This is a genomic window from Crossiella sp. CA-258035 (assembly GCF_030064675.1).
In the GTDB taxonomy this organism is placed as follows: Bacteria; Actinomycetota; Actinomycetes; order Mycobacteriales; family Pseudonocardiaceae; genus Crossiella.
Map to the genome: position 1 here is coordinate 7,571,233 of NZ_CP116413.1, position 26,639 is coordinate 7,597,871.

Below are 26,639 nucleotides of genomic sequence, written 5' to 3' on the forward strand. Positions count from 1 at the left end.
CCGTCGTTAGAGCTCGGCCAGCTCGATCACGTTGCCCGCCACCGGTTCCGGCACCGGCTCCTCGGCCAGTTCCAGCCTGTCCCCCCTGGCGTGGACGGTGGCGTCGCGCAGGTGGGAGAGCAGCGTGTCGTACTCGTCCAGCCAGGGCCGGTCCAGGGTCAGCTCGGTGACCTTGCCGCTGATGCCGAAGGCCTGCTTGGCCACGGTGCGCGCGGTGGTGACCCTGGCGGTGACGGTGGACAGCTTCTCGTCGCCGCCGATCTCCTGGCCCTTGCGCGGCCTGGTGACCACCACCCAGCTGCCCGGCCCGATGCCCTCGTACACGCCGTCCAGGGCGAGGATGGTGGGCGGGTTGAGCGCGTAGGTCTGGAGGGTGAACACGACCCGCTGCGGATCGTTCTCGTCGGCGGCGGTGCGCCGGAACCAGGCCACAAAACCCTTGCCGTGCGCCTGTCCCGGTGGCGCGTCGCCCACGGCCAGGTTGTGCTCGACCGGGTCCAGGCCGGAGCCGGTCAGGCCCTCCAGCTGGACCTTGATCTTCTTCTCCGCGTTCTCCTGGTGCACCTCCAGCTTCCGTTCCGGCAGCTGCCTGGTGAAGGTGAAGGACAGCCGGGTGCCGCTGGGGTTGAAGGTGAACCGGCCGGGGCCGAGGTCGATGGTGACCTCCTCGGTGAGGTCGGTGAGGTTGTGCTCCCAGGTGTCCTTGGCCGAGGTGAAGCTGAGCAGGGTCCGGCCGGGTTTCACCTGCTCGTCGTAGTCGACCTGCACCCGCAGGGTTTGCAGCGTGCGCAGCGAGTCCTCGGCAGGCGCGGTGGCACCGAAGGGGGTGGCCACCACACGCATCGCGTGCAGTTCCTGCAACGCCTGCGGGGCGCTCAGGTCGGCCTGCCGCCAGGCCGGGTAGAGGGTGTCCCGCAGCCGGTCGTCCAATGTGGACAGAATCTGCACGCCGAGGCCCGAGCCGGGCGCGTAGATCCGACTGAGTTCGCTTGCCAGGTAACGTGATCCGGCCGGTGGGCGGGGTCCACTTGGGACAGTGCGGGCTGCATGCGGTCGATCAGCAGGGCGCCGACCGAGGCGAGCGCGGCTTCCGGGGGCTGGGCGGAGACATCGGGGGCGGCGGGTTCCGGTTCGGCTGGGGCTGGCGCCGGGGCCGCGCCGCCGCCCCCGCCGGTGGGAGCGGATTCGGGGGCGGCGGGCGCAGGGCCAGGCCCGGCTCGAGCGAGGCCAGGCCCGGTGGCGGGGCCAGGCGTGGCAGCGGGCTCCGGAGCGGCGGCTGCCGGGGCTGCGGAGTTCGGCGAGCGGGTCTCGGCGGCGAGGGGCGCAGGGGCGGAGGGCTCAGCGACGGATGTCGCCGCGGGTTCCGGTTCCGCCACGGGCGTCGCTGGGATGGTTGGCTGCTCGGGCTCTGGATCGTCCACTTCGGACGGTTCCGGAGCCTGTTCCGCCTTGCTCGGCGGCGGCGCGGGGAAGCTCGGAGCCGGTGGCCTCCCACTCGCGGACAGCGTCACCTGATCCGCCGTCGGCACCCCGGAGACATCCAGGTCAGCCGCCGGAAGGTGGTCCTCCGGCTTCAGCTCGGGCTCGACTGGTTCCGGCGGCGGCTCGGGGTCCGGAGTGTCCACTTCGGACTCGGCGTCCGGTTCGAGGCCGAGGGGTTTTTCCTGTTCCGGGGGCTCTTCGCGGTCGAGCAGGCCGTGGCGGGCCAGGGGGCTGTCGGGGCCGGCCGCGGCGGCTTCGACGCGTTCCGGCTCGGCCGGGGGTTGCTGGGGTTCGGCTCGGGGCGCGATGGGAGCCGGGGTCGCGCCTGCCGGGGGCGCGGAGGCGGCGGGGAGCTGGGCCGCGGGCTGAGGGACGGCTTCCTGAGCCGGGGCGGGTTGTTCGACCTGCGGCTGCTCGTCCTCCTTCGCGGTGTCTTCCTGCTCGGCGTCCTCCTCCTCGGGCTCCTCCTTCTCCGGTTCCTCGGGCTTGGGGTCCTCGGGACGCGGCTCCTGCTCCGGCTCGGGTTCCGGTTCCGGCTCTGGCTCGAGTTCCGGTTGCGGCTCCGGGGTTTCCACCACGGGTTCGGGAACAGCACCGGTCTCCACCTCCGGCGCGGCCGCCGACTGGTCGACCTCCGCCAGCAGCTCCAGCACCCGCCGGTACTCCGAGGACGGCAACCGGTTCTCCAGCCGCGCCAGCACCGTCTCCCGCAGCTCCGGCGTGAACCGGCCCAGCTGCGACTTCTCCCTGACCTCGCCGGGAGCCTCCGCCAGGGACTCGGCCTCGCGTTCGGCCGGTTGGCCCGGGGTGCTGACGGCGCCGGGGTCGCGGCCCGCGGCCAGGTCGCCGAGGGGGTGTGGGGTCTGGATGGTGTGCAGCAGCTCGTGGGTGAGCAGGTGCCTGCCCTCGACGGTTTCCGGGCGGTAGCGGCCTTTGGCGAAGAAGATGTCCTGGCCGACCGTCACCGCCTCGGCCCCGACCAGCTCGGCGACCGTGGCGGCGTCGGTGTCGGTGTGCACCCGGACGCGGCTGAAGTCGTGGCCCAGGCGGGACTCCAGCTCTCGGCGCAGGGCCGGGTCGACCGGGTGGCCGGGTGCGGCGAGCACCTCGCGGAGCTCGCGGGGCACGCGGGCGGCGGTGGTCTCCGGCTTCTTGCGCTCCGAGGGCTTGGGCTGGCGGTCCAGTGACCTGGTCATGGGGCCACCCCGGTCAGTCCACTGTGGACCGCTCTGGCCAGCGCCTGGCCGAGCCGGCGGGCGGACCTGGTGGGCGGAAGCGGCGGCACCCCGCCCACCAGGTCGATCTCCCGGCCGGTGAACCGGACGGGATGTTCGGTGAGCAGCCTGGTCAGCTCGCGCTGGAAGGACTCGGCCACCCGCTCGGTGTTCAGTCGACCGAAGCCGGTGAAGGACAGCTCGCCGATCTCGATGTTCACACCCATCCGGCCACCTCCGGCGGGGTGAGCGCGCGCTCCAGCTTCAGGTACTCGGTGCGCGCGGCGGCCAGCAGGTGCCGCATGCCCAGCGCGGTGCCCTCCTCGGCGGCCAGGAAGGCCGCGGACAGCGCGACGTTGCGGATGCTGCCGCCCGCCACCGTCAACTGGGCCAGCCGGGCCACGTCCAGGCCGTCGGTCGGCGTGGCGGCCGGGATGACCCGGCGCCAGATCTCGGCGCGTTCGGCCGGGCCCGGGAACGGGAAGTCGACCACGAACCGGATGCGCCGCAGGAAGGCCGAGTCCAGGGCCTTCTTCATGTTGGTGGTCAGGATGGCCAGGCCGCGGTAGGACTCCATCCGCATCAGCAGGTAGCTGACCTCGATGTTGGCGTAGCGGTCGTGACTGTCCTTGATCTCGCTGCGCTTGCCGAACAGGGCGTCCGCCTCGTCGAAGAGCAGCAGCGCGCCGCCGCGCTCGGCCGCGTCGAACACCCGGCGCAGGTTCTTCTCGGTCTCGCCGATGTACTTGCTGACCACCTGGGACAGGTCCACCACGAACAGGTCCAGCCCCAGCTGACCGGCCAGCACCTCGGCGGCCAGCGTCTTTCCCGTGCCGCTGCCCCCGGCGAAGAGCGCGGTGACGCCCAGCCCCCGGCGCAGCACCCGCTCGAAACCCCAGTCCTGGTGCACCACTGCGCGCTGCCGGACGTGCGCGATGATCTCGGTGAGGATGGTGCGCTGTGCCTGTGGCAGCACCAGGTCCGCCCACCCGGCGCGCGGCGCCACCCGCTGTCCCAGCTCCTCCAGCGCCACCCTGGCCTGGTCCAGACCGGCCTGCCAGGCCAGCGCCGCCGGGTTCCCGCCCTCGCGCGCGCCCCTGCGCACCGACTCACCGGCGGCCCTGATCACGTGGCCGGGCAAGGAGAACTGGGCGGTCAACCGGCGCAGGTCGATCTCCGACATGGCCGCGCCGGAGCCGTTGAGCGCACCGGCCCACAGCTCCCGCTGCTCGTCCTCGGTCGGCGCGGGCACCGTGATCCGGGCGCGGATCTGGTCACCGGAGACCGGGTCGGTGCTGGAGACCACCACCGGCGCGCCGAGGCCGCTGATGAACCGCGCCACCGCCGCCCGCCGGGTCGGGCTCGGCTCGGCGACCTCCAGCAGCAGCGCGCCCGGCAGCAGCAGCGCCTCCCGCTCCCACAGCCGCCCCAGCAACTCCCGCTCGGCCGGGTCGCTGGGCAGGTCCTCCGCACGCAGCACGTGCAGGGACAGCCCGCCCTGTTCGGCGGCAGCCGCGGCGACCTCCCAGCGGGTGCGTTCGTCCGCGCCGACCAGCTCCACCTGCGGCCGGCCGCCTGGCTCGTGCCAGTGCGCGAGCAGCTCCCGCGCCGCCTGCCACTGCGAGTCCGGCAGCTCGGCCTCCGCGCCGACCCGGTGCAGCAGGCCGTGCAGCCGACTGTCCACATAGGGCACTCCGACCAGGAAGTGCAGCACCCGCTCGCTGATCCGCAGCCGCGCGGTGGTCAGCGAGCCCGGGTCCAGCTCAAGCAGCAGCCAGCGGCGCAGCGGCGCGACCGGCGGCAGCGCGCTCCAGTGCGGTTCGGCCAGCGCGGCCAGGGCCAGCGAGAAGGTCGGATGGCCGCGCTCGGGATCGCCCGCCGCGGCGGCGCAGCGGGCCGCGGTGCTGGGGTCCAGCTCCATCGCCGCGCACAGCAGCAGCACGTCCCGCTCGAAGCCGGACAGGCCGAAGCACACGCACAGCGCGTCCAACGCGGTCAGTTCCCCCGACGCGACAACGGGTTCGGCTGCCGGGCCGAGGCCGGCGGCGTGCGCGTCCAGGCGCGCGAGCACCCGGCGCACCGCCGTGACCACCGCGTCCTGATGCACCCGCCGACCCCCTCTCCTCAGCCGGTGATCTCCACGCTCGGTCCGGTGAACGCGCCGTCGGCGAACTCCAGCGGGCTCTGCGCGCCGTCCACCTGCACCCGCACCAGGTAGCGGCCCGGCGCCACGTCGTTGATCGGCACGGTGAACTCGTGCCCCGGCACACTGCCGCTGAACAGCGGGAACGGCGCGGTGAACTGGTAGCCGCCCGCGTCGTTGCCGTCCAGCAGCAGCACCGCGCGCTGCTCCGGCCGCACCGGCAGGTCCACCCGGACCCACACCACGCCCGGCCGCTGTTCGGCGCGCACAACCTTCGGCCTGCGCACGTACGGCGCGGCGTTGGACTCCAGCAGCGGCCTCGGCTCGCCTGCCGGATCGAGCTGGACCGGGTAGCGCAGCTGCACGGTGTGCACGCCGGGCGGCAGGTCCGCCGGCTGGCCCAGCACCACCTGGGCCTCGGCGATCCGGCGCACCGGCGCGGCCAGCCCGCCGACCAGCGCCACCGGATCGGGGCGGCCCAGGTTGAGGCCGGTCAGCACCAGGTCCCGGTCGCCGGTGATCGGCGCGGTGTCCGGCTGGGTGCCCGGCGCGGCCCCGGCGGGCAGCGAGAGCACCTGCTCGACCACCGGCCGCACGAACGGCTCGACCTGGATGTGCCTGCGCAGCACCGGTTTCCCGGCCTGCGGCACGCTGCGCCCGTCCACCAGCACCACCGAGGCCAGGTAGTGCAGCGAGAGCGCGTACGGGGTCTGGAACAGCATCGACCACAACTTCGACTGGTCGTCCAGGTCCAGCTGGGCCGGGGTGAAGCGCACCTTGTGCGGCGCGGCGGCCAGGTCGCTGCCCGCCAGGTGCGGGTGGAACAGCGCCGCGTCCTCGATGTCCTTGCGGGACAGGACCGGGCCCTCGTGCAGTGCGCGCACCACGCTGCCCAGCAGCCGCTGCGGCAGCGAGCTGGCCTCCTCGCCGTGGAAGCTGACCAGGTAGTGCAGGTCGAGCGCGGCCTGTGGCCTGCGCAGCACCGCGCCGTCCGGGCCCCTGGTGGGCGCGTCCGCGTTGCGCAGCGAGCCGGTCGGCGTGACCTGGTACAGGAACACCGAGATCAGCGGGTCCGAGGGCGGCTCGGTCGGCGACTTCCGCGGGTGCACGTTGACCGCGACGTCGATGTCCAGCGAGCGGGCCAGGTAGGCGCACAGCGCGTGCGTGACGTGCGCGACGGCGAGCGTGTTGCTCATCGGTCACCACCGAGGTACTCGGCCAGGCCGATCGCCGGTTCCACCCGCCGGGGCTGTTCCCGTTGCCGCGCGGGGGTTTCCGGCAGCGCGGCGATGACCTCGACCCGGCCGATGCGCACCGTCACCGACGGCGCGGCCGGTTCCGGCGCGCGACCCCGGCGGGAGGTCACCGCGGCCCGGCGCCGGGGTCCGGGCCGCGGTGGGGCTGCGGGGCCGGCCGACGCGGCTGGGGATTCCACATCGGCCGGCCCGTGGAGTGGAGCGGCGGTAACCGGGGTCCGCCGCTCCGTGATGGTCTTCTCGTTGACAGAACGGACCTCGTGGCGCACCGGTTCAACCACGGTGCGCACCGGCGGCAGCGCCGGCGTCGGCACCGGCCCGGCCCCGGCGGACGCGGTCGCCGACGGGCCTGCCGTCGGCGAGTGCGCCGGGACCGGTTCCGCCGAGGGAGCGGCGGCCGGTGGTGGGACGGCGCTCGGCGCTGCCGCCGGGCTCCCCGGGCCTACGACGCCCGGGGTGGTGGCCCGCGGCAGTTCGGCGGAGTCGGGTTCCGCCGCCGCGGGTTCGCCACGTTCGAACAGCTGGGCCAGCCGGGGTCGCACCGGCGTGGCGTCGGTGGGCAGGCCCGCGCCGGGCAGGCAGCGGGCGAGCAGGCGGTCGAGGAAGTCGGGCTCACCCATCTCCCACCAGCTCCAGGTAGTGGCGGCGGGCAGGACTCAGCGCGAGCACCTCCGGCTCGGTCCAGCCGTAGGCACTGGCCAGCGCGTGCACCTCCAGGAGCAGGCCGCGGGCCCAGGAGTCCAGCTCGGCCCACAGGTAGCCCGCGATGTCCAGCAGCGCCCTGGCCCGGCTGCCGCAGGCCACACACGGCACGTCCAGCAGCACCTCGGCGGCCGGGTCCAGCTCGGCGGCGGCCGAGGCCACCGCGGCCCGCACCGGCGGCGGCAGCTCGTCCGCGCCGACCGGTTTCCCGGCGCTGGTGGCGGTCAGCACGATCCGGCGCAGCAGCTCGCCGCGCGCGTCCCGGCCCGCCTGCCCCGCGGCCAGCACGTCAGCGGGCGTGGGTGGCCGCAACCGCACCCGGTAGCCGCCGTGCTCGACCCAGACCGGTTCGTCGGCCGACTCGATGGCCAGCACCGCGCCCGCGGTGAAGTCGAACTCCAGCTCCTTGGCGCAGTCCGGGCAGGACAGCCGCCCGGTGAGCCGGTCACCGAAGAGCTCGCGGCGCAGGCCGAACAGCTCCCGGTCCCGCTGCCCGACCGGGACGCCGAGCAGCTCCTCCGCACCGGCAGCCGGGCGGGCCAGCCGGTGCAGCAGCAGCGCCCGCTGGGGGTGCCCGGACGGCAGCCCGTGCTCCCAGGCCGCCAGCAGCTCGCTCGCCGAGGTCATCGGATCAGGCCGGGTTGCTGAGCGAGGGTTCCTCGGGCTCGGCCACCTCGTAGTCCCGTTCCCAGCCCTCGCACTCCAGCTTCAGGCTCTGGATGGCGACCGCGTTGGCGTTCGCGTCCAGCTCGCCCAGCACCTGGTACTCACTCGGCCACGCCCGGTAGACCTTGTACGCCAAGGCCACCTGACCTGCCTCGTTGAGCACCTGGATGACGATGTCCTTGCGGAAGTCGCGCAGCGAGACCTCCGCGCCCCTGCCCTGCCCGACCAGCCAGACCTTGTTCGCCCAGCGGTCGAAGTCCGGGTCGTGGGTGACCCCGCGCTCCAGGGTGATCGCCTCGAACTCGGTGCGGCCCGCGGACTTGCGCGGTGAGCTGGCGTCGCCGCCGCTGCGGTGCTTGACCACCTCGGTGGTGCGCTTGAGCGGACTGATCTTGGACACGCCCGCCACCACGCGGCCGTCGCAGACCACCAGGAACTTGAAGTTCTTGTACGGGTCGAACCGCTGTGGGTTGACGGTGAACTCGGCCATCCCTACACCTCGATCTGTCCGGCGAGCTGTTCGATCTTGATGATCACGAACTCCGCCGGTTTCAACGGGGCGAAGCCGACCAGGACATTCACCACGCCGCTGTTGATGTCGTTCTGCGTCGTGGTGTCCTTGTCGCATTTCACGAAGTAGGCATCCCGGGCCGAGGCGCCCTGGAATGCGCCGCGCTCGAACAGCGAGTGCATGAATGCGCCGACATTCAGCCGGATTTGCGCCCACAAGCGTTCATCGTTGGGCTCGAAAACGACCCACTTCGTGCCGCGGTAGAGACTTTCCTCGATCATCAGCGCGGTGCGCCGGACCGGCACGTACTTCCACTGCGAGGCGATCGCGTCCGCCCCGTCCAGGGTGCGCGCGCCCCAGACCACCGGGCCGATCACCGGGAAGGACCGCACGCAGTTCACCGCGAGCGGGTTGAGCAGGCCGTTCTCCGGGTCGGTCATCGGCACGGTCAGGCCCTGCACCGAGCTGAGCCTGGTCTCGGTGCCGGCCGGCGCCTTCCACACGCCGCGCTCGGCGTCGGTGCGGGCCATCACCCCGGCGACCGCGCCGGAGGGCGGGAACGCGCGCAGCCTGCCGCTGAGCGGGTCGAGCAACTGGAGGCGGGGGAAGTAGAGCGCGGCGTGGTCGCTGCGGATGGAGCCCAGGCGGTGCAGGTTGGCCCGCACGTCGTCCACGCTCCGCCACGCCGCCGGGCTGTCCACCAGCAGGAACATCCGCTTGGTGCGGCACAGCCCGGTGGCGTGGCCGAGCACGTCGACCATCCGGGTCAGGCCGGTGTCGCCGGGCAGCGCGGCCGCCTCGGGCAGCGCGAGCAGGCCCACGTCCTCGATGTCGCGCAGCGCGTAGAGGCCGGTCTTGGCGCCCTCGTTGCCGATCAGCTCGGTGTGTCCGGGCAGGTCGCCGTCGCCGCCCGGGGTGCCGGGCGCCTGGCTCTCGTGCTCCGCGCCGCCGAAGGCGTAGGCGGTGACGTTGCGCCCGCCGCCGAAGCCGAGGTTGTTGCCCACCGCGCCTTCCAGCTTGAGCACCACACCCGCGTCGGCCGCGCCGGAGACCACCTGCAGGCGCTGGCCGCGCACGGTGACCGTGGCCGCGCCGAAGGTCCGCTCGCCGGGCGCGTCCGGCAGCGTGCGCAGCCGGTTCTCCAGCAGCAGCGCCAGCTCGATCAGGTTGGCCGGCTTGGGACCGCCCTGTTCGACCAGGGTCAGCTTGTGCACCGTCGACCCGCCGAGCACCGAGACCTCCAGCTCGCCGGAGGGGTCGGGCGGCCCGTCCGGGAACTTCGCCGAGGAGGTGCCGACCTGGTCCGGCCGCTGGTTGGCCGCGGGGCTGCCCTCGACGGAGACCGTGACCAGCCGGGAGCTGCCGTTGACCACCTCGGCCACGTGCCGCTCGTGCTCGGCGTCCATGGACAGGTCGGTGTAGGACTCCCGCTGCCCGCTGGGGTGGGACAGGCGCAGGTTGAAGGTGGCATCGGGCGTCGGCGTACCGTGGTCAACGGCGACGCGGAGCCCATTTCCCCAGGTCCCGGGCTCGCGGGCACGCAAGGTCAATACGTGCTTCTTGCCACCCTCACCGCGGTTGTAGATCCCGGCGGTGGCGTGCTCGGCCCCCTTGGCGACCCGGACGATCACGGCGGTGGTGCCACCGTTGAGGAAGAACTGCTGCACGGCGTAGCTGACCGCGCTGGCCCCGGCCAGGCCGCCGAACCGGCGCTCGAAGTCGGCGAAGCTGGTGATCGTGACGGCCTCGTTGACCGGGCCCCGGCTGGTGTAGCCGACGAAGGCGGTCACCGAGGTCGACACCGCGGTGACCGTGCGGACGCGGCTGGGCAGCTCCTCGACGTAGACGCCTGGATAGGTCGGCGTGACGGGCATGCCACCTCCATTCCTCGAAACAGCGGCGTTCAAGGAAAAGAGCACATGCCGAAACAAGGCCCCCAGAAACCACGGCAAGAACGATCAACAGCACATCGCGATTGATCGACTCAGCACGTGGAACGCGTCGGGATCCCCACCCCTTTTCCCCTCACACAACGGCCACACAAGGACCGTGGCCCAGTTTTGTGCCGCCCGCGGACGGGTGTCAACCGGTTCTGTGCTTATGCTGCCCGGAAGACCCGAGGATGACTCGAACGGCCCAACCGCGGCCATTCGGCCCATTCCCGGTGACTTAACCAAGTAAGTCGGGATGACCGATCTTGGGGTGAATACGGGGAATTCCCGGAGGTCCGCGCCGAGCCGGAGGGCGCACCGCAGACCGGCCGCACAGTTCCCAGCCCAGGCGCCGACCACCGACGGCCCAGTTGCGCTTGCTGCGTCTGTTGCGGATAATTCGTTTAGCGGAGGTGCCCATGACAACACTGCTCAACGACCAGGTCCAGCCCGGCGAGGACGACGTCCGCACCGCCGACGTCGTCCTGGCTCGGGTCACCGACTACCTGACCCGGCACCCGGACGGCCCGAGAGAGGTCCGCCTACGGGTGGCCGAGGACGGCGAGGAGCTCGTCGTGCCCCGCGGCGCGGTCGAGCTCTTCGCCCGCATCCTGGCGCACATGGCCGCCGGCCAGGGCGTTTCCGTGGTGCCCACCAACGCCGAGCTCACCACCCAGCAGGCCGCGGACCTGCTGAACGTGTCCCGCCCGTACCTGATCGGCCTGCTCGACGCCGGCGAGATCGACTACCGCAAGGTGGGCAAGCACCGCCGGATCCGGGTCACCTCGCTGCTGGCCTACCTGCGCCGCGATGACCAACGTCGACGCGAGGCAGCCGACGAGCTGACCGCGTTGACCCAGGAGATGGGTCTGACCTGAGTGTCGTTCGTTGTGGTCTACGACGCGTGTGCTGTACCCCAGCACCCTGCGCGACCTGCTGATCCGCATCGCCAGGGCCGGTCTGGTGCAGGCGAAGTGGACCAACCGGATCCTGGACGAGGTCTTCGACAACCTGCGTGAGCACCGGCCGGACCTGGACCCGGACGCGCTGACCCGCACCCGCAGGCTCATGGTGTGCGCGGTCCGGGACTGCCTGGTGACCAACTACGAGCCCCTCGAAGCCGCTCTGGAGCTACCAGACCCGGACGACCGGCACGTGCTGGCCGCCGCGATCAAGGCCCGCGCCCAGGTGATCGTGACCAACAACCTCCGGGACTTCCCGTCAGGACACGACGGGCGGTGGGACATCGAAGCGAAGTCGGCCGACGACTTCGCGACACACCGAGACCCGTTAGCTCACGACCACAACGGCCAAGACCCCGTCCGCCTCCAGCCAACACTCCGTACGAGTTCGGCCAACACTCGGGCGGGTCAGGGCTCGAAGCGGTACCCCATGCCGGGTTCGGTGAGCAGATGCCGCGGGTGCGCGGGCTCGGGTTCGAGCTTGCGGCGCAGCTGGGCCAGGTACACGCGCAGATAGTGCGTCTCCGTCGCGTAGTTCGGCCCCCACACCTCCTGCAACAGCTGCCGCTGCGCGACCAGCCGCCCACGACCGCGCACCAGCACCTCCAGCACCCCCCACTCGGTGGGGGTCAGGTGCACCTCCGCGCCGTCCTTGAGCACCTTCTTCGCCGCCAGGTCCACCGAGAAGGAAGCCGTCTGCACCACGGGTTCCTCCTCCTCGCCGGTGTTGCTGGCGCGGCGGACCGCGGCGCGCAGGCGGGCCAGCAGCTCGTCCATGCCGAAGGGTTTGGTGACGTAGTCGTCCGCGCCGGCGTCCAGGGCCTCGACCTTGTCGGTGGAGTCGGTGCGGGCGGAGAGGACCAGGATGGGGACCCTGGTCCAGCCGCGGAGGCCGGAGATGACCTCGGTGCCGTCGATGTCGGGCAGGCCCAGGTCCAGCACCACCACGTCGGGTTTGCCCTCGGCGGCGGCCTTGAGCGCGGTGGCGCCGTCGTGCGCGGTCAGCACCTGGTAGCCGCGGGCGGTCAGGTTGATCCGCAACGCCCGCACGATCTGCGGTTCGTCGTCGACGACCAGGACCTTGGTCATCCGGCTGTCTCCTCTTCGGCCATCCGGTAGGCGGGCAGCGAGATCACCACGGTGAGCCCACCGCCCGGGGTGTCCTCGGCATGGATGCTGCCACCCATCGCCTCGGTGAATCCCTTCGCCACGCTCAACCCCAGGCCGACGCCCCGGGTGTCGCGGTCGTTGAGGCGCTGGAACGGCTGGAACACGGTGGCCGCGGCGCCCTTGGGCAGGCCCGCACCCTGGTCGACCACGCGCAGCTCCACCCGATCGGCGTGCGCGCTGGCCCGCACCGCCACCACGTGACCGTCCCGCCCGGCCCGCCGCCCGTGCCGCAGCGCGTTGTCCACCACGTTCGCGATCACCCGTTCCAGCAGACCCACGTCGGCGCACACCGGGGCCAGGCTCTCGTCCACCTCGACCTCGACCAGGGCCGGGTCGTCCACACCGCGCAGCGCCCGCGCCACCACCTCGTAGTAGCCGACCGCGCGCAGCTGCGGCGTCACCGCGCCGGTGGCCAGCCGGGAGGAGTCGAGCAGGTTGTCCACCAGCCCGACCAGCCGGTCGGCCGACTCCTCCACCGTGGCCAGCAGGTCCGCGGTGTCCACTTCGGACAATCGCAGCTCGGGGTCGCGCAGGCTGCTGATCGCGGCCTTGATCGAGGTGAGCGGGGTGCGCAGGTCGTGGCCCACCGCGGACAGCAGCGCGGTGCGCAGTTCGGTGGTGGCCGCCTTGCGCTCGGCGGCCGCGGTCTTCACGGTCAGCCGCTGCTGCCGCAGGGCCAGCAGCGCCTGCCCGGCCACCGCCTCCAGCAGGCCCCGGTCGGCCGCGGGCAGCGCGCGGCCCTTGAGTGCCAGGTGCACCTCGCTGCTGATCAGCACGTCCACATCGGCCTGGTCCGGATCGGTCGCGGGGTCTGGCCCGGCCGCGGCGACCACGTACCACTCGTCGTCCGCGCGCTCCTCCAGCATCGCCGCCGAGGTCAGCCCGAAGTTCTCGATGATCTTCTCCAGCAACCGTTGCAGCGGCTCGGGATGGGTGAGCACGGTGCGCGCGTAGGAGGCCAGCAGCGCGGCCTCGGTGCGCGCCTTGGCCGCCTGCTCGGCCCGCCGCCCCGCCCGGTCCACCACCAGCGCGACCAGCACCGCGACCACCACCATCGCGATGATGGTGATCACGTTCTCCTCGTTGGCGATGTCCAGGGTGTACAGCGGCGGGGAGAAGAAGAAGTTGAGCAGCAACCCGCTGAGCACCGCGGTCAGCACCGCCGGACCGACCCCGCCGATCAGCGCGACCACCACCACCGCGAGGAAGTAGCCGACCACGTCGGTGGAGATGCTCAGCGTCTCCTCGGCCAGCACCCCGATCGCGGTGACCGCGCTGGGCAGCGACAGCGCGGCGAACCAGCCGAGGGTCTTGCGCCACGGCGTGATCACGCTGCGCGGCACACCCCGGTGCCGCAGCACCCCGCCTGCCTCGTCGTGGGTGACCATGTGCACGTCGATCGGCCCCGACTGCTGCACCACCCTGGACCCGACGCCCTCGTCGAAGGCGCGGGCCGCCCGGCTGCGCCGCGAGGTGCCCAGCACCAGCTGGGTCGCGTTGACCCCGCGCGCGAAGTCCAGCAGCGCGGTGGGCACGTCGTCGCCGACCACGGTGTGGAAGGTGGCGCCCACGTCGTCGGCCAGCTTCCGGCAGCGCGCCACCGCCTGCGCGGGCACCCCGGCCAGCCCGTCGCCACGCAGGATGTGCAGCGCCAGCAGCTCCGCGCCGGCCCGGTTGGCGATCCGGCTGGCCCGGCGGATCAGCGTCTCGCTCTCCGGCCCGCCGGTGACCGCGACCACCACCCGCTCCCTGGTCTCCCAGGTGTCGGTGATCTCGTGCTCGGCCCGGTAGCGCTGCAACGCCACGTCGACCTGGTCGGCCACCCACAGCAGCGCCAGCTCGCGCAGCGCGGTCAGGTTGCCGGGCCGGAAGTAGTTGCCCAGCGCGGCGTCGATCTTGTGCGCCGGGTAGATGTTGCCGTGCGCCATCCGCCGCCGCAGCGCCTCCGGGGTGACGTCGACCAGCTCCACCTGCTCGGCCCGCCGCACCACCTCATCCGGCACGGTCTCCCGCTGCGGCACCCCGGTGATCCGCTGCACCACGTCGTTGAGCGACTCCAGGTGCTGCACGTTCACCGTGGACAGCACGTCGATCCCGGCGTCCAGGAGCTCCTCGATGTCCTGCCAGCGCTTGGTGTTGCGCGAGCCGGGCGCGTTGCTGTGCGCCAGCTCGTCGACCACCGCGACCTCGGGCGCGCGGGCCAGCAGCCCGTCGATGTCCAGCTCGGTCAGCTCCACCCCGCGGTGGCTCATCTCCTTGCGCGGCAACACTTCCAGCCCGCGCACCAGGGCCGCGGTCTTCTCCCTGCCGTGCGTTTCCAGGTAACCGACCACCACGTCGGTGCCGCGCTCCAGCCGCCGGTGCGCCTCGCACAGCATGTCGTAGGTCTTGCCGACGCCCGGCGCGGCGCCGAGGTAGATGCGCAGCTCACCCCGGCGCCGCCGCCTGCCGTACTCCTCGCTCACCGGTTCAGTCTGCACCTGGACCAGCCGGATCCTGGGCATCAACGCCGCGCGGCCTGCACGGCGAGGTTGAGCTTGAGCACGTTGACACCGGGATCACCGACTCCCTTGCTGGTGTTCTCCTCGACCAGCCGCCGCACCACGGCCAGGTCGACCCCGTTCTCCCTGGCCACCCTGGCCGCCTGGAGCTGCGCGTAGGCCGGGCTGATGTGCGGGTCCAGCCCGGAGGCCGAGGCGGTCACCGCGTCCGCGGGCACCCGCTCCGGGTCCACCTGCTCGCGCAGCACGATCAGCGCCTTGCGCTCCTCGACCGCCTTGCGCAGGTCCAGGTTGTCGCCCGCCTTGTTGGAGCCGCCGGAGGTGGCGCTGTCCGCGGCGGCCGAGGGCCGGTTGTGGAACCAGCGGTCCTTGGCCGGGTCGTCCTTGGCCCGCTCGTCGACCAGGTCGATGCCGATCAGCTCGGAGCCGACCGGCTTGCCGTTCTGGTAGACCAGCGAGCCCTCCGCGTTGGCCGACAAACCGGGCAGCCTGCCGACACTCCAGATGACCAGCGGGTACAGCACGCCCAGCAGCACGGTGAGCACGAGCAGGACGCGCAGACCGGCCATGGTCTGCTTCCACAGGGTGGTGATGGTGTGCACGTTCAGCCCCCGAATCCCGGGATGAGAGCGACCAGCAGGTCGATCAGCTTGATGCCGAGGAACGGCGTGACGATGCCGCCGAGGCCGTAGATCAGCAGGTTGCGCCGCAGCAGCGCGGAGGCGCTGGACGGGGTGTAGCGGACGCCGCGCAGGGCCAGCGGGATCAGCGCGATGATGATCAGCGCGTTGAAGATGACCGCGGACATGATGGCCGACTGCGGGGTGGCCAGCCGCATGATGTTGATCGAGTCCAGCTGCGGGTAGATGGCCATGAACATGGCCGGCAGGATGGCGAAGTACTTGGCCAGGTCGTTGGCGATGCTGAAGGTGGTCAGCGCGCCCCTGGTGATCAGCATCTGCTTGCCGATCTCCACGATCTCGATCAGCTTGGTCGGGTCGGAGTCCAGGTCGACCATGTTCCCGGCCTCCTTGGCCGCGGCCGTCCCGGTGTTCATCGCCACGCCGACGTCGGCCTGGGCCAGCGCGGGCGCGTCGTTGGTGCCGTCGCCGGTCATCGCGACCAGCCGCCCGCCCTCCTGCTCCTTGCGGATCAGCGCCATCTTGTCCTCTGGCTTGGCCTCGGCGAGGAAGTCGTCCACCCCGGCCTCGGCCGCGATCGCCTTGGCGGTCAACGGGTTGTCCCCGGTGACCATCACCGTGCGGATGCCCATCGCGCGCAGCTCGGCGAACCGCTCGCTCATGCCCGGCTTGACCACGTCGGACAGCCGGATCACCCCGCGCACCAACGCTTTTCCGCCCACGGCCTCGGCCACCACCAGCGGTGTGCCGCCCTCGGCCGAGATCCGGTCCACGATCTCCTGGACATCGGCCGGGACCTCGCTGCCGTGCTCGCTGACCCAGGCCCGCACCGCGCTGCCCGCGCCCTTGCGCACCAACCGGTTCCCGATGTCGATGCCGCTCATCCGGGTCTGCGCGGTGAACGGCACCGACTCGGCCGCCGCCTCCGCCGCACTGGCTTCCGGACTGAGCCCGAACTCCCGCACGCACAGCTCGACGATGCTGCGCCCCTCCGGCGTCTGGTCGGCCAGGCTGGCCAGCCGCGCGGCCGCGGCCAGTTCGTCCACAGTGGACCCGGCCACCGGCAGCAGCTCGGTGGCCCGCCGGTTGCCGAAGGTGATGGTGCCGGTCTTGTCCAGCAGCAGCACGTCGATGTCGCCCGCCGCCTCCACCGCGCGGCCGGACTTGGCCAGCACGTTGCGCTGCACCAGCCGGTCCATGCCCGCGATGCCGATCGCGGAGAGCAGCGCGCCGATGGTGGTCGGGATCAGGCAGACCAGCAGCGCGACCAGCACGATCACCGACTGCTGCGAGCCGGAGTAGGCCGCCATCGGCTGGAGCGCCACGACCACCAGCAGGAAGATGATGGTCAGCACGGACAGCAGGATGGTCAGCGCCACCTCGTTCGGCGTCTTCTGCCGCTGCGCGCCCTCCACCAGCGCGATCATCCGGTCGACGAAGGTCTCCCCCGGCTTGGAGGTGATCTTGACGATGATCCGGTCGGAGAGCACGGTGGTGCCGCCGGTGACCGCGGACCGGTCGCCGCCGGACTCCCTGATCACCGGCGCGGACTCGCCGGTGATGGCCGACTCGTCCACGGTGGCGATGCCGTCCACGATGTCGCCGTCGCCAGGGATGACCTGACCGGCCTCCACCAGCACCAGGTCGCCCGGCGCGAGCCGGTTGGCGGCCAGCTCCTCCACGGTCAGGCTGGTCGCCTTGGCCGCGCCCGCCACCTTGAGCCCCGGCAGCAGCCGGTAGGCCACGGTGTCGGTCTTCATCTTGCGCAGCGACTCGGCCTGCGCCTTGCCCCTGCCCTCGGCCACCGCCTCGGCCAGGTTGGCGAAGACCACGGTGAACCACAGCCAGGCCGCGGTGGCCACGCTGAACACATCGGGCTGGGCCACGGCGAAGATCGTGCTGAGCACCGATCCGGCCCAGACCACGAACATCACCGGGTTGCGCAGCTGGTGCCGGGGGTCGAGCTTGCGCAGCGCGTCCGGCAGCGAGACCAGCAGCTGGCGCGGGTTGAACACGCCGGCCGAGACCCGGCCGGTGCGCTCGGCGTGCACGTGCTGCGCCTGCGCCGGGGTGCGCTGGGGCTGTTCAGTGGTGGGTGCGGTCATGACAGGGCCTCCGCGATGGGACCGAGGGCCAGCGCGGGCAGGAAGGTCAGCGCGGCGACGAGGACGACGGTGCCGGTGAGCATCCCGGCGAACAGCGGGCCCGAGGTGGGCAGGGTGCCCGCCGAGGGCGGCACCTTCCGTTGCTGGGCAAGGGCTCCGGCCAGGGTGAGCACGGCCAGGATGGGCACGAACCGGCCGAAGAGCATGGCCAGCCCCAGTGCCACCTGGAAGAAGTCGCTGGTGACGGTGAGCCCGCCGAAGGCGCTGCCGTTGTTGTTGCCAGCCGAGGCGAAGGCGTAGAGCACCTCGGAGAGCCCGTGCGCGCCAGGGTTGCCCAGCGCCCCTTGGGTGTCCGGCAGCGCCAGCGCGAGCCCGGCGCCGATCAGCACCACGGTCGGCATGGCCAGCATGGCGATGGCCGCGGCGGTGATCTCCTTGCGCCCCAGCTTCTTGCCCAGGTACTCCGGGGTGCGGCCGACCATCAGCCCGGCCAGGAACACCGCGATCACCGCGAGCACCAGGATGCCGTACAGGCCGGCGCCGACCCCGCCCGGCGCGACCTCGCCGAGCAGCATGTTCAGCAGGGCCACCCCGCCGCCGAGCCCGGTCATGCTGTCGTGCAGCGAGTTCACCGCGCCGGTGGAGGTGCCGGTGGTGGCCACCGCGAACAGCGAGGAGCCGGGGATGCCGAAGCGGACCTCCTTGCCCTCCATCGCGCCACCGGCGGCCAGCGCGGCCAGCCCGTTCGGGTTGCTCTCCGCCCACCAGGCCACCGTGGTCATGATCGTGAACAGCAGGCCCATCACGCCGATCAGCACGTAGCCCTGCTTGACGTCGTTGACCAGCTTGCCGAAGGTGCGGGTGAGCGCGACCGGGATGAGCAGGATCAACAAGATCTGGAACAGGTTGGTCCAGGAGCTCGGGTTCTCGAACGGGTGCGCGGAGTTGGCGTTGAGGATGCCGCCGCCGTTGGTGCCCAGTTCCTTGATCGCCTCCTGGCTGGCCACCGGGGCCAGCGAGAGCACGTGCTGCTGCCCGTCCAGGGTGGTCACCGTGACGCCCGCGGACAGGCTCATCACCGCGCCGAAGGCCAGCAGCACGATCGCGGCCAGCACCGACAGCGGCAGCAGGATCCGCACGCAGCCGCGCACCAGGTCCACCCAGAAGTTGCCCAGCCGGTCGGTCTTGGCCCGGACGAACCCGCGCACCACCGCGACCGCGACCGCCATGCCGACCGCGGCCGAGACGAAGTTCTGCACGGTCAGCCCGGCCATCTGCGCCGAGTGCCCGAGGGTCTGCTCCGGCACGTAGGACTGCCAGTTGGTGTTGGTCACGAAGCTGACCGCGGTGTTGAACGCGGTGGCCGGGTTGACCTCCCGGTCGAAACCGAACGGCAGCCAGTTCTGCAAGCGCTGCAACAGGTACAGCAGCACCACCGAGACGAAGGAGAAGCCGAGCACGCCGGCCGCGTAGGTGGTCCAGCGCTGCTCGGTCTCCGGGTTCACCCGAACGATCGCGTAGACGCCACGCTCCAGCCGCCAGTGCCGCTTGTCCTCGTACACCCTGGCCATGTAGTCGCCCAGCGGGCGGTAGGCCGCGGCCAGCGCCACGAGCAGGAGGCCGATCTGGATCAGACCGGTCCACAGGGAGGTCATCAGAACTTCTCCGGTCGGATCAGCGCGAGGAAAAGGTAGACCAGCAGGAAGAGCGCGACTACCCCGCCCACCAGGTTGAACACAGCGGCGGTGTTCACAGCCGCTCCAGTCCGCGCAAGGTCAGCGCCAGGACGAGGAAGCCACCGATCAGCAGCACGGCGTAGGCCAGGTCGGCCATCTGCGCGCTCCCCTTTCGACTAGGTCGTTCACATCGGGCGTCAGCGTGCATCCCGGTTCCGGGCCGCTGACCGGGCCTGATGCGTCCTTGACGGCACCGACGGTGGCATTGACGTGATCTTTACGCGCCCGGTGAGCCACCTCTCGCCCGTTTTCCACCCATCGAGGGGGTCCGATGGCCGGATGCGGTTACGTTCCGCATGCGTCCACCCGGTCGGTTCACTCGTCTGAGAACAGGTCTGCTCGGCGGAACCAACCCGACTCGGAAGTAGGTAACTTCCCTGTCCAAGGCGTGGGACCAAGCGCGAGGAGGCGCTCCATGTGCGGTGTGACCGGCTGGGTGTCCTACGACCGGGACCTGACCACCGAGGCGGTCACCCTGCGTGCCATGACCGCCACCCTGGCCGCCCGCGGCCCCGACGGCGAGGGCCTGTGGACCGACAGGCACGCCGGGCTCGGCCACCGCAGGCTGGCCGTGCTCGACCTGCCGGGCGGGACCCAGCCGATGATCGCCGAGACCCCCGGCGGCGCGGTGGTGCTCTCCTACAGCGGCGAGGTCTACAACTACCGCGAGCTGCGCGCCGAGCTGCGCGGCCGCGGCCACCGCTTCCGCACGGTCAGCGACACCGAGGTGGTGCTCGCCGCCTACCTGGAGTGGGGCGAGGACCTGGTGGAGCGGCTCAACGGCATGTTCGCCTTCGCCGTCTGGGACCAGCGGCGGGAGCGGCTGCTGCTGGCCCGCGACCGGTTCGGCGTCAAGCCGATGTTCCTCTACCCCACCCCGGACGGCCTGCTCTTCGGCTCCGAGCCCAAGGCGATCCTGGCCAACCCGTTGGCGCGCAAGGTGCTCGACGAGGACGGGCTGCGGGAGATCTTCGGCTTCGTCAAGGTGCCCGGCTCCGCGGTGTGGTCCGGCATGCGCGAGCTCAAGCCCGGCACGCTGGCCGTGCTGGACCGCCGCGGCCTGCGCGAGCGGACCTACTGGCGGCTGACCGCGGCCCCGCACACCGACGGCGTGCCGGAGACGGTGGCGCGGGTGCGCGAGCTGCTGCACGACATCGCCCGCCGCCAGCTCGTGGCCGACGTGCCGCAGTGCGTGCTGCTCTCCGGCGGCCTGGACTCCAGCGTGCTCACCGCGCTGGCCGCCGAGGTGCTGCACGAGCACGGCGAGATCCCGCGCACCTTCGCGGTCTCCTTCGCCGGCGAGCAGGACGGCTTCGTGCCGCACGTGCTGCAGGACAGCCTGGACGCGCCCTTCGTCAAGCAGGTCGCCCGCTACGTCGGCACCGAGCACGCCGACCTGGTGCTCGACCACACCGAGCTGGCCGACCCGGCCAACCGGGCGGCCGCGGTGCGCGCCCGCGACCTGCCCACCGGCATGGGCGAGATGGACGTCTCCCTGCTGCTGCTGTTCCGGGCCGCCCGCGCCCGCGCCACGGTGGCCCTGTCCGGGGAGTCCGCGGACGAGGTGTTCGCCGGGTACTGGTGGTTCCACGACGAGGGCGCCCAGCAGGCCCCGGTCTACCCGTGGATCCACGGCATCGGCGGCGCGCAGAGCCAGAGCAGGCCGCTGGTCAACGCCGGGCTGGCCGCGCGGCTGGACGTGCCGGGCCACCTGCGCCAGGGCTACGCCGACGCGCTGGCCCAGGCGCCGGTGCTGGACTCCGACGACGAGCGCGAGCAGCGGCTGCGCCGGATCTGCCACGTGCACCTGAGCCAGTTCCTGACCAACATGCTCGACCGCAAGGACCGGATGAGCATGGCCACCGGGCTGGAGGTGCGGGTGCCCTTCTGCGACCACCGCCTGGTCGAGTACGTCTACAACACGCCGTGGGCGCTGAAGACCTTTGACGGCAAGGAGAAGAGCCTGCTGCGCGGGGCCGCCGACGGGCTGCTGCCCAGGGCCGTGCTGGAGCGCCGCAAGAGCCCGTACCCGTCGACCCAGGACGTGAAGTACCTGCTCGCGGTGCAGGACCAGCTGCACGAGCTGCTGGCCCGCCGGGACACCCCGGTCTTCGAGCTGATCGAGCGGGACTGGGTGCGCGCGGTGGCCACCGCGGCGCCCGCGCACATCGACCGGGCCACCAGACAGTTCGTGGAGCGGCTGCTCGACATAACGATGTGGCTGGACATATACCGCCCCGAGATGCGACTGTGATGAGGTAACCAGGCGAACGACCGTTCGGCGTTCCTGCCAGCCGGTTGTGCCGGTGCTTTGCCCGATCCGCTCACTACTTTGTGGTGCCCAACGGCGCTCCGTAGTGAACCGGGAGTAACTTTGTACTCCGCTCGGAGGTACGGGTACCCAAACGGTGGACTTCCACATGAGCCGTTGGTAATGTCCTCATTATGGCGTGATCCGGGGCACTTCTGCCGGACACGTTGGGGCCCTTAGCGCAGCGCGACACTGGGGAGAAACAATGCACGAGCGGGAGTTCCGGGCTTTCGTCTCGATTGCGGACCTCGGCCGTATGGACCTGGCGGCGAAGTCCCTCGGGTATTCACAGCCCGCAATCAGTTACCAGATCAAGTCTCTAGAGCAGTCCCTCGGGACCAAGCTGTTCACCCGCGATCCCGCTGGTGCCCGGCTCACCCGAGAAGGTCAGATGATCCTACCTTCGGTCCGGGCAGTGCTGATGCTGATCGACAGCATCAAGGAGCTGTCGGTTCGCCCTGGTGAACCCAGCCCCGCCACGAGCTTCGAGTGGGCCACCAGCCAGCTCAGGAGCCAGCTCAAGTCCGGCTGAACCAAGATCAGCTAGCGCCACAAAGTGGGCGGGCCCGAACCTCGGGCCCGCCCACTTTTTTGTTCAAGAGGCCAAGCAGTTCAGCCCGCGAAACAACGCGGCGGAATCTACTTCGCCGTAAGTTGACATTTTTCCCAGGGAAACTTGGGATAGATTTAACGTTGGCGCGCCACCGGCCGTCGCTGACAACTCTGGCAGAAATACGAAGACCTGTTCATAAACGGCTCGCGCACGATCAGAGTGCCACAGCGGGGGCAGGGCTGCCCAGCCTTTCCGTAAACGGCGAGCGAACGGTCGAAGTATCCCGACTGTCCGTTCACGTTTACGTAGAGTGAATCGAAGGACGTCCCACCCGCGCCCAATGCCTCGGCCATCACCGCCGTCGCGGCGCCCAGGACCTCCCTCGCGGCCGGGCGGGTCAGCGCGGCGGTCGGACGGGCCCAGTGCAGCCGAGTTCTCCAGAGAGCCTCGTCGGCGTAGATGTTGCCGATGCCGGACACCAGCGTCTGATCCAGCAGCGCCCGCTTCAGCTCGGTCCGCTTGGCCCGCAGCGCGGCCACCGCCCGTTCGAGGTCGAAGTCCGGGTCCATCGGATCGCGGCCGATGTGCGCCACCGGGTCCGGCAGCAGCGCCCCGTCCACCTCGGCCAACTCGGCCACCGCCAGGCCGCCGAAGGTCCGCTGGTCCACGAACCTCAGCTCCGGCCCGCCGTCGGCGAAGCTGATCCGCACCCGCAGGTGCTTCTCATCCGCCGTGCCCTCGGGCTGCACCAGCATCTGCCCGCTCATGCCGAGGTGGGTCAGCAGTGCCTCGGTCCGCCCGTCCAGCTCCAGCCACAGGTACTTGCCCCGGCGCACCGCGGCGTGCAGCGTGCGCCCGGCCAGCCGGCCCGCGAAGTCCAGCGGCCCCGGCTCGTGCCGGCGGATCGCCCTCGGGTGCAGCACCTCGACCGCGGCCACCGTGCGACCGACCACGTGCCGGTCCAGGCCCAGCCGGACGACCTCCACCTCGGGCAGCTCAGGCACTCCGACTCCCTCCGCGCGCTCCACCCTCTGGGCGAGTCGTTGACAACGCTGTTGAGAAACCCACCCGCGCCGCCCCGGAACGCCCGTACCGGCCCCTGAGAGGCCCGTAGACGTACGAAACCTAGCTGGCGGGAGTGGTCTACCGCAGGAAAACAGCAAAGACGCGTCAAGTCACCTTGACGCGTCTTTGAGTGAAGCCAGCCAGTGTCAGGCCGGGTTAGTGCGCGGCCTTGCCGTTGCCGTTGCCCTCCGGCTTGCCGGTCTCGCCGCCCGCCGCGGCCGCCTTCTCCTCGGCGGCCACCCGTACCTGCTCGGACAGCGTGCGCCAGGCCGCCTCGGCGGCCTTCTGCTCGGCTTCCTTCTTGGTCCGGCCGTCGCCGTTGCCCAGCGGTCGCCCGCCGACCAGCACCGTCGCCTCGAACTCCTTGCGGTGGTCCGGCCCTGACTCGTCCACCCGGTACTCGGGCACGCCGAGCGCGGCAGCGGCGGTCAGCTCCTGGAGGCTGGTCTTCCAGTCCAGGCCGGCGCCCCGCAGCGGGGCCTCGGCCAGCGGCCGGTCGAACAACCGGTGCACCAGGGCACGCGCGGCCTCCACCCCGTGTTGCAGGTAGACCGCGCCGATCACGGCTTCCAGCCCGTCGGCCAGGATGCTCGCCTTGTCCCGGCCGCCGGTGAGTTCCTCGCCCTTGCCCAGCAGCAGGTGCGCACCCAGCCCGCCGGGGCCCAGCTCACGAGCCACCCCGGCCAGCGCGTGCATGTTCACCACGCTGGCCCGGAGCTTCGCGAGCTGGCCCTCCGGCAGATCCAGATGCGTTCGGTACAGGTGATCGGTGATCACCAGTCCGAGCACCGCGTCCCCCAGGAACTCAAGCCGTTCGTTGGGGGGCAACCCACCGTTCTCGTACGCGTACGAGCGGTGGGTCAGCGAGAGGGTGAGCAGCTCGGCGTCGAGATCGACGCCGAGCGCCTTCAGCAGCAGGCTGCGGTCACTTGGCTGGCCTCGGGATCCCTTGCTTCCCATGCCCGCCCGCCCGATCAGGCCGGCCGGGCGACCTGGCGGCCGTCGTACTGGCCACAGGTGGGGCATGCGGTGTGCGGGAGCTTCGGCTTGCGGCACGCACGGTTCTCGCAGGCGACCAGCGTCGGCGCGGTGGCCTTCCACTGGGCCCGCCGCGAACGCGTGTTGGACCGCGACATACGGCGCTTCGGAGCGGCCACGACTAGTTCTCCTCCTCGGTCCCGCCGAACCGCTTCTGCAACGCGGCCCAGCGAGGATCCATCGTCTCATGCGTGTGGTTCGGGCCGAGATCGGCCCACTTGCCGCCGCACTCCGGACACAATCCCTTGCAGTCCGGGGTGCACAGCGGCGAGGACGGCAGCGCGGTCAGCAAGCTGTCCCGCACCACCGGTTCAAGATCGACCAGATCATCCACGATCCGGCTGACCTCGTCTTCGTCCGTGCTGGCGTCCGTGGCGCTGTCCGGATAGGCGAACAGCTCGGTCAGCCTGATCTCCACCTCACCCGTGAACGGGTCGAGGCAGCGGGAGCACTCCGCGGTCGTCGGACCGCTCACGCTCCCGGAGATCAACACGCCTTCCACGACCGCCTCGGCCAGCACCTCGACATCGACTTCCTGTCCCGGAGCCAACCTGATCAGGTCCAGGCCGAAGTCGCCGTCGGTGGTCACCGTGCGGTGGTACCGGCGGCTCAGCCCGGCACGACGGCCGAGGTCCCTGGTGTCGATGACCCAGGGCCCGGACGGGGTGCGCCGGATGTCGGCGGAGTGGTGTCTGGACATGCTCACAGTCTTCAAAGGGGGTCGCGCTACGCGTGCTCGTGCAACCTGAACAGGGTACGGGACGAGCACGCGCGGAGGGAAATCAGCGGCGCAGGCGGCCGCCGACCTCCTCCTCACGATAGCCGTCCTGGTAGTCGAAGGGCACCGCGGAGGGCCCGCCGATCGGCCCGCGCAGCTGCTGACGGCCCTTGGTCACGGTGCGCAGGGTGCGCCCGAGCAGGTCCTCGAAGTCGGCGAGCTTGCTGTCCACGTAGGCGTCGCACTCGCCACGCAGCCGCTCGGACTCGGCGTTGGCGGCGTCCACCAGGCGGCTGGCCTCGGCGTGCGCGGCGCGCACCACCTCGGTCTGCTCGACCAGCCTGGCCTGCTCGGCGCGGCCCTCTTCCACGGCGCGCTCGTAGCTGGTCCGCCCGGCCTGGATCATCCGGTCCGCCTCGTCCTGGGACCGGCCGACCAGGTCCTCGTACTCGCGGCGGCCGGCGGTGACCGTGCGCTCGGCCTCGGCCTGCGCCTCCGACACCATCCGCTCCGCGCGGGCCCGGGCCTCGGCCAGCATGTGCTCGGCCTCGGCCCGGGCCTGCGACACGGTCTGCTCCGCCTCGGCCCGCGCCGAGGTCACCGACGTCTCGGACTCGGTCCGGGCCTTGGTCAGCACCTCGTCCCGGTGGTCCAGCACGTCCTGCGCGTCGTCCAGCTCAGCGGGGATGGCGTCGCGGACGTCGTCCAGCAGCTCAAGGACGTCACCGCGCGGCACCACGCAACCGGAGGTCATCGGGACTCCCCGTGCCTCCTCGACGATGGTGACCAGCTCGTCGAGCGCCTCGAACACCCGGTACACGTCGCACTCCTCGCCCCTGGACCCACGGTTACCCCTTCAGTGTGCCGTGTCCGGCCTTGTGGGTGATGCAGCCGGGGGCGTGTCCGCCAAGGTTTCCCTAGGCGTTGATGTTGACCAGCACGAACGAGCGGTAGTGATCGGCGGTGTAGAAGAACTCGCTGGCGTTGCCCTTGACGATCCGGCGGGCGCCGCGGTGGCTGATGCCGGGGGTCTTCACGGTGTACTCGCGGTAGTAGCCGGCCGAGCACAGCGGCAGCAGGCGCTCCCGGTTCTGGAAGACGGTGTTGTCCTGCGGGTAGGGGTAGGGCCCGCCCTTCTTGATCAGGTTGACCGTGTCGCGGGCCTGGCTGGGCAGGGCGGAGAGGTTGGTGCGCCGGAATCCGGAGGTGTCCCCGCAGGCCGCGCTCACCGACAGCGTGTCGGCGGTGGCGGAACCCGCGACGGGCACGAGCAGGGCGGCCAGCGTGATCAGGGCGGCGAGCAGGGTTTTCACTGCACGAGATGTGATCTGGCTCATGAGTTCGGAAACTAACCAGCGCCGATGATCGGGAACAGACGCCCAGTTGAACCTTCGATGGCAGGCTTGAGGCCATGTCATCTGGGGTAGAGCCGGAGTTCCGGCGAGCGCGCGCGGCCGACGTGACGGCCATCGTGGCCATGCTGGCCGACGACCAGCTGGGCGCCGGCCGGGAGCGGCCGGGCGACCCGGCCTACCAGGAGGCGTTCGCGGCCCTGGACGCCGACCCGAACCAGCTGCTGCTGGTGGCCGAGGCAGACGGCGAGGTCGTCGGCACCCTCCAGCTGACCTTCATCCCCGGCCTGTCCCGGCTGGGCATGTGGCGGGCGCAGATCGAGGCGGTGCGGGTGAGCAAGCACCAGCGCGGCGGCGGCCTCGGTCAGCGGATGGTGGAGTTCGCCATCGCGGAGGCACGCTCCCGCGGCTGCGGCCTGGTGCAGCTGACCACCGACGCCACCCGCGAGCACGCGCACCGGTTCTACGAGCGACTGGGCTTCGTAGCCAGCCACGTAGGCATGAAACTCCCGCTGACCTAACCCCCCGCTGTGTTGGCCGTTCTCGTACGCCGTGTTGGCCGAAGTGGGACGGTGTTGGCTG

The 26,639-nt window shown here is 71.4% G+C and carries 27 protein-coding genes; 5 read left to right on the plus strand and 22 right to left on the minus strand.

From position 1 onward, the window contains the following. Positions 1-6: 6 nt before the first annotated feature. Genes N8J89_RS34000 through N8J89_RS34040 form a run of 9 tightly spaced genes read right to left on the minus strand, consistent with a single transcriptional unit; the run spans position 7 to position 9,848 of the window. Positions 7-930, minus strand: coding sequence for a hypothetical protein (locus N8J89_RS34000; protein WP_283661058.1), 924 nt, complete (start codon positions 928-930; stop codon positions 7-9). Further along, on the minus strand, positions 876-2,678 hold the full coding sequence (locus tag N8J89_RS34005) for an eCIS core domain-containing protein (protein WP_283661059.1): 1,803 nt from the start codon (positions 2,676-2,678) through the stop codon (positions 876-878). Before N8J89_RS34005 ends, N8J89_RS34000 begins: the two co-directional genes overlap by 55 nt. Further along, positions 2,675-2,923, minus strand: coding sequence for a hypothetical protein (locus N8J89_RS34010; RefSeq protein ID WP_283661060.1), 249 nt, complete (start codon positions 2,921-2,923; stop codon positions 2,675-2,677). Before N8J89_RS34010 ends, N8J89_RS34005 begins: the two co-directional genes overlap by 4 nt. Then, a complete protein-coding gene (locus N8J89_RS34015; protein ID WP_283661061.1) occupies positions 2,914-4,803 on the minus strand; it encodes an ATP-binding protein in 1,890 nt (629 codons plus the stop codon). The genes N8J89_RS34010 and N8J89_RS34015 overlap by 10 nt, the downstream gene beginning before the upstream one ends. A gap of 17 nt (positions 4,804-4,820) precedes the next feature. After that, complete coding sequence (locus tag N8J89_RS34020) at positions 4,821-6,035, minus strand: Pvc16 family protein (RefSeq protein WP_283661062.1); 1,215 nt, start codon at positions 6,033-6,035, stop codon at positions 4,821-4,823. Continuing rightward, complete coding sequence (locus N8J89_RS34025) at positions 6,032-6,715, minus strand: hypothetical protein (RefSeq protein WP_283661063.1); 684 nt, start codon at positions 6,713-6,715, stop codon at positions 6,032-6,034. The genes N8J89_RS34020 and N8J89_RS34025 overlap by 4 nt, the downstream gene beginning before the upstream one ends. Further along, positions 6,708-7,424, minus strand: coding sequence for a hypothetical protein (locus N8J89_RS34030; protein WP_283661064.1), 717 nt, complete (start codon positions 7,422-7,424; stop codon positions 6,708-6,710). Before N8J89_RS34030 ends, N8J89_RS34025 begins: the two co-directional genes overlap by 8 nt. A 4-nt stretch (positions 7,425-7,428) precedes the next feature. Beyond that, positions 7,429-7,953: a phage tail protein gene (locus N8J89_RS34035; protein ID WP_252486519.1), complete on the minus strand. Its 525-nt coding sequence runs from the start codon at positions 7,951-7,953 to the stop codon at positions 7,429-7,431. A 2-nt stretch (positions 7,954-7,955) separates the two neighbouring features. After that, entirely contained in the window at positions 7,956-9,848 is a 1,893-nt protein-coding gene (locus N8J89_RS34040; protein WP_283661065.1) for a phage tail sheath family protein, read from the minus strand. A gap of 476 nt (positions 9,849-10,324) precedes the next feature. On the opposite strand from N8J89_RS34040, the gene N8J89_RS34045 reads away from it, so the two are divergent. After that, entirely contained in the window at positions 10,325-10,783 is a 459-nt protein-coding gene (locus N8J89_RS34045) for a helix-turn-helix domain-containing protein (RefSeq protein ID WP_283661066.1), read from the plus strand. 28 nt (positions 10,784-10,811) lie between these two features. Further along, complete coding sequence (locus N8J89_RS34050; protein ID WP_283661067.1) at positions 10,812-11,384, plus strand: PIN domain-containing protein; 573 nt, start codon at positions 10,812-10,814, stop codon at positions 11,382-11,384. Here the strand turns inward: N8J89_RS34050 and N8J89_RS34055 are convergent. Genes N8J89_RS34055 through N8J89_RS34085 form a run of 7 tightly spaced genes read right to left on the minus strand, consistent with a single transcriptional unit; the run spans position 11,276 to position 19,168 of the window. Then, positions 11,276-11,956: a response regulator gene (locus tag N8J89_RS34055; protein ID WP_252486522.1), complete on the minus strand. Its 681-nt coding sequence runs from the start codon at positions 11,954-11,956 to the stop codon at positions 11,276-11,278. The two genes, N8J89_RS34050 and N8J89_RS34055, sit on opposite strands and share 109 nt — an antisense overlap. Next, positions 11,953-14,541 (minus strand): DUF4118 domain-containing protein, encoded by a 2,589-nt coding sequence (locus tag N8J89_RS34060; protein ID WP_502868362.1) that lies wholly within the window; start codon positions 14,539-14,541, stop codon positions 11,953-11,955. Before N8J89_RS34060 ends, N8J89_RS34055 begins: the two co-directional genes overlap by 4 nt. Further along, positions 14,541-15,131 (minus strand): potassium-transporting ATPase subunit C, encoded by a 591-nt coding sequence (locus N8J89_RS34065; protein ID WP_283666318.1) that lies wholly within the window; start codon positions 15,129-15,131, stop codon positions 14,541-14,543. The genes N8J89_RS34060 and N8J89_RS34065 overlap by 1 nt, the downstream gene beginning before the upstream one ends. A gap of 11 nt (positions 15,132-15,142) precedes the next feature. Next, the gene (gene kdpB / locus N8J89_RS34070; RefSeq protein ID WP_283661069.1) at positions 15,143-17,284 is read right to left on the minus strand and encodes a potassium-transporting ATPase subunit KdpB; all 2,142 of its coding nucleotides are present in this window, start codon (positions 17,282-17,284) and stop codon (positions 15,143-15,145) included. After that, on the minus strand, positions 17,281-18,939 hold the full coding sequence (gene kdpA, locus N8J89_RS34075) for a potassium-transporting ATPase subunit KdpA (protein ID WP_283661070.1): 1,659 nt from the start codon (positions 18,937-18,939) through the stop codon (positions 17,281-17,283). The genes kdpB and kdpA overlap by 4 nt, the downstream gene beginning before the upstream one ends. Further along, entirely contained in the window at positions 18,939-19,037 is a 99-nt protein-coding gene (gene kdpF, locus N8J89_RS34080) for a K(+)-transporting ATPase subunit F (protein WP_283661071.1), read from the minus strand. Before kdpF ends, kdpA begins: the two co-directional genes overlap by 1 nt. Next, positions 19,034-19,168, minus strand: a complete 135-nt coding sequence (locus N8J89_RS34085) for a hypothetical protein (RefSeq protein ID WP_256510665.1) — start codon at positions 19,166-19,168, stop codon at positions 19,034-19,036. Before N8J89_RS34085 ends, kdpF begins: the two co-directional genes overlap by 4 nt. Positions 19,169-19,435: 267 nt before the next feature. Here N8J89_RS34085 and asnB point away from each other — a divergent pair, with 267 nt between their 5' ends. Continuing rightward, positions 19,436-21,274, plus strand: a complete 1,839-nt coding sequence (gene asnB, locus N8J89_RS34090; RefSeq protein ID WP_283661072.1) for an asparagine synthase (glutamine-hydrolyzing) — start codon at positions 19,436-19,438, stop codon at positions 21,272-21,274. A gap of 262 nt (positions 21,275-21,536) precedes the next feature. Next, positions 21,537-21,863 (plus strand): LysR family transcriptional regulator, encoded by a 327-nt coding sequence (locus tag N8J89_RS34095; RefSeq protein WP_086787003.1) that lies wholly within the window; start codon positions 21,537-21,539, stop codon positions 21,861-21,863. Positions 21,864-22,018: 155 nt separating this feature from the next. Here the strand turns inward: N8J89_RS34095 and mutM are convergent, their stop codons facing one another. The 6 genes from mutM to N8J89_RS34125 form a co-directional block, all read right to left on the minus strand. Further along, positions 22,019-22,888: a bifunctional DNA-formamidopyrimidine glycosylase/DNA-(apurinic or apyrimidinic site) lyase gene (gene mutM / locus N8J89_RS34100; RefSeq protein WP_283661073.1), complete on the minus strand. Its 870-nt coding sequence runs from the start codon at positions 22,886-22,888 to the stop codon at positions 22,019-22,021. A gap of 217 nt (positions 22,889-23,105) precedes the next feature. Beyond that, complete coding sequence (gene rnc, locus N8J89_RS34105; RefSeq protein WP_252486529.1) at positions 23,106-23,909, minus strand: ribonuclease III; 804 nt, start codon at positions 23,907-23,909, stop codon at positions 23,106-23,108. Between the two features lie 14 nt (positions 23,910-23,923). Continuing rightward, the gene (rpmF, locus tag N8J89_RS34110; protein ID WP_185009150.1) at positions 23,924-24,106 is read right to left on the minus strand and encodes a 50S ribosomal protein L32; all 183 of its coding nucleotides are present in this window, start codon (positions 24,104-24,106) and stop codon (positions 23,924-23,926) included. 2 nt (positions 24,107-24,108) lie between these two features. Continuing rightward, positions 24,109-24,687: a YceD family protein gene (locus N8J89_RS34115; protein WP_283661074.1), complete on the minus strand. Its 579-nt coding sequence runs from the start codon at positions 24,685-24,687 to the stop codon at positions 24,109-24,111. Positions 24,688-24,769: 82 nt separating this feature from the next. Next, a complete protein-coding gene (locus tag N8J89_RS34120) occupies positions 24,770-25,525 on the minus strand; it encodes an SPFH domain-containing protein (RefSeq protein ID WP_283661075.1) in 756 nt (251 codons plus the stop codon). A 97-nt stretch (positions 25,526-25,622) separates the two neighbouring features. Further along, positions 25,623-26,042, minus strand: coding sequence for a guanyl-specific ribonuclease (locus N8J89_RS34125; protein ID WP_283661076.1), 420 nt, complete (start codon positions 26,040-26,042; stop codon positions 25,623-25,625). 74 nt (positions 26,043-26,116) lie between these two features. Between N8J89_RS34125 and N8J89_RS34130 the strand changes: the two genes are divergently transcribed. Beyond that, on the plus strand, positions 26,117-26,578 hold the full coding sequence (locus tag N8J89_RS34130) for a GNAT family N-acetyltransferase (RefSeq protein WP_283661077.1): 462 nt from the start codon (positions 26,117-26,119) through the stop codon (positions 26,576-26,578). Positions 26,579-26,639 lie beyond the last annotated feature (61 nt).

Excerpts from the sequence above, each read along its gene's own strand:
- N8J89_RS34005 (WP_283661059.1), bottom strand. The coding sequence starts at position 2,678 with ATGACCAGGTCACTGGACCGCCAGCCCAAGCCCTCGGAGCGCAAGAAG.
- N8J89_RS34010 (WP_283661060.1), bottom strand. The coding sequence starts at position 2,923 with ATGGGTGTGAACATCGAGATCGGCGAGCTGTCCTTCACCGGCTTCGGT.
- N8J89_RS34020 (WP_283661062.1), bottom strand. The coding sequence starts at position 6,035 with ATGAGCAACACGCTCGCCGTCGCGCACGTCACGCACGCGCTGTGCGCC.
- N8J89_RS34025 (WP_283661063.1), bottom strand. The coding sequence starts at position 6,715 with ATGGGTGAGCCCGACTTCCTCGACCGCCTGCTCGCCCGCTGCCTGCCC.
- N8J89_RS34030 (WP_283661064.1), bottom strand. The coding sequence starts at position 7,424 with ATGACCTCGGCGAGCGAGCTGCTGGCGGCCTGGGAGCACGGGCTGCCG.
- N8J89_RS34035 (WP_252486519.1), bottom strand. The coding sequence starts at position 7,953 with ATGGCCGAGTTCACCGTCAACCCACAGCGGTTCGACCCGTACAAGAAC.
- N8J89_RS34040 (WP_283661065.1), bottom strand. The coding sequence starts at position 9,848 with ATGCCCGTCACGCCGACCTATCCAGGCGTCTACGTCGAGGAGCTGCCC.
- N8J89_RS34045 (WP_283661066.1), top strand. The coding sequence starts at position 10,325 with ATGACAACACTGCTCAACGACCAGGTCCAGCCCGGCGAGGACGACGTC.
- N8J89_RS34055 (WP_252486522.1), bottom strand. The coding sequence starts at position 11,956 with ATGACCAAGGTCCTGGTCGTCGACGACGAACCGCAGATCGTGCGGGCG.
- N8J89_RS34060 (WP_502868362.1), bottom strand. The coding sequence starts at position 14,541 with ATGCCCAGGATCCGGCTGGTCCAGGTGCAGACTGAACCGGTGAGCGAG.
- kdpB (WP_283661069.1), bottom strand. The coding sequence starts at position 17,284 with ATGACCGCACCCACCACTGAACAGCCCCAGCGCACCCCGGCGCAGGCG.
- kdpA (WP_283661070.1), bottom strand. The coding sequence starts at position 18,939 with ATGACCTCCCTGTGGACCGGTCTGATCCAGATCGGCCTCCTGCTCGTG.
- N8J89_RS34085 (WP_256510665.1), bottom strand. The coding sequence starts at position 19,168 with ATGCACGCTGACGCCCGATGTGAACGACCTAGTCGAAAGGGGAGCGCG.
- asnB (WP_283661072.1), top strand. The coding sequence starts at position 19,436 with ATGTGCGGTGTGACCGGCTGGGTGTCCTACGACCGGGACCTGACCACC.
- N8J89_RS34095 (WP_086787003.1), top strand. The coding sequence starts at position 21,537 with ATGCACGAGCGGGAGTTCCGGGCTTTCGTCTCGATTGCGGACCTCGGC.
- rnc (WP_252486529.1), bottom strand. The coding sequence starts at position 23,909 with ATGGGAAGCAAGGGATCCCGAGGCCAGCCAAGTGACCGCAGCCTGCTG.
- N8J89_RS34115 (WP_283661074.1), bottom strand. The coding sequence starts at position 24,687 with ATGTCCAGACACCACTCCGCCGACATCCGGCGCACCCCGTCCGGGCCC.
- N8J89_RS34125 (WP_283661076.1), bottom strand. The coding sequence starts at position 26,042 with ATGAGCCAGATCACATCTCGTGCAGTGAAAACCCTGCTCGCCGCCCTG.
- N8J89_RS34130 (WP_283661077.1), top strand. The coding sequence starts at position 26,117 with ATGTCATCTGGGGTAGAGCCGGAGTTCCGGCGAGCGCGCGCGGCCGAC.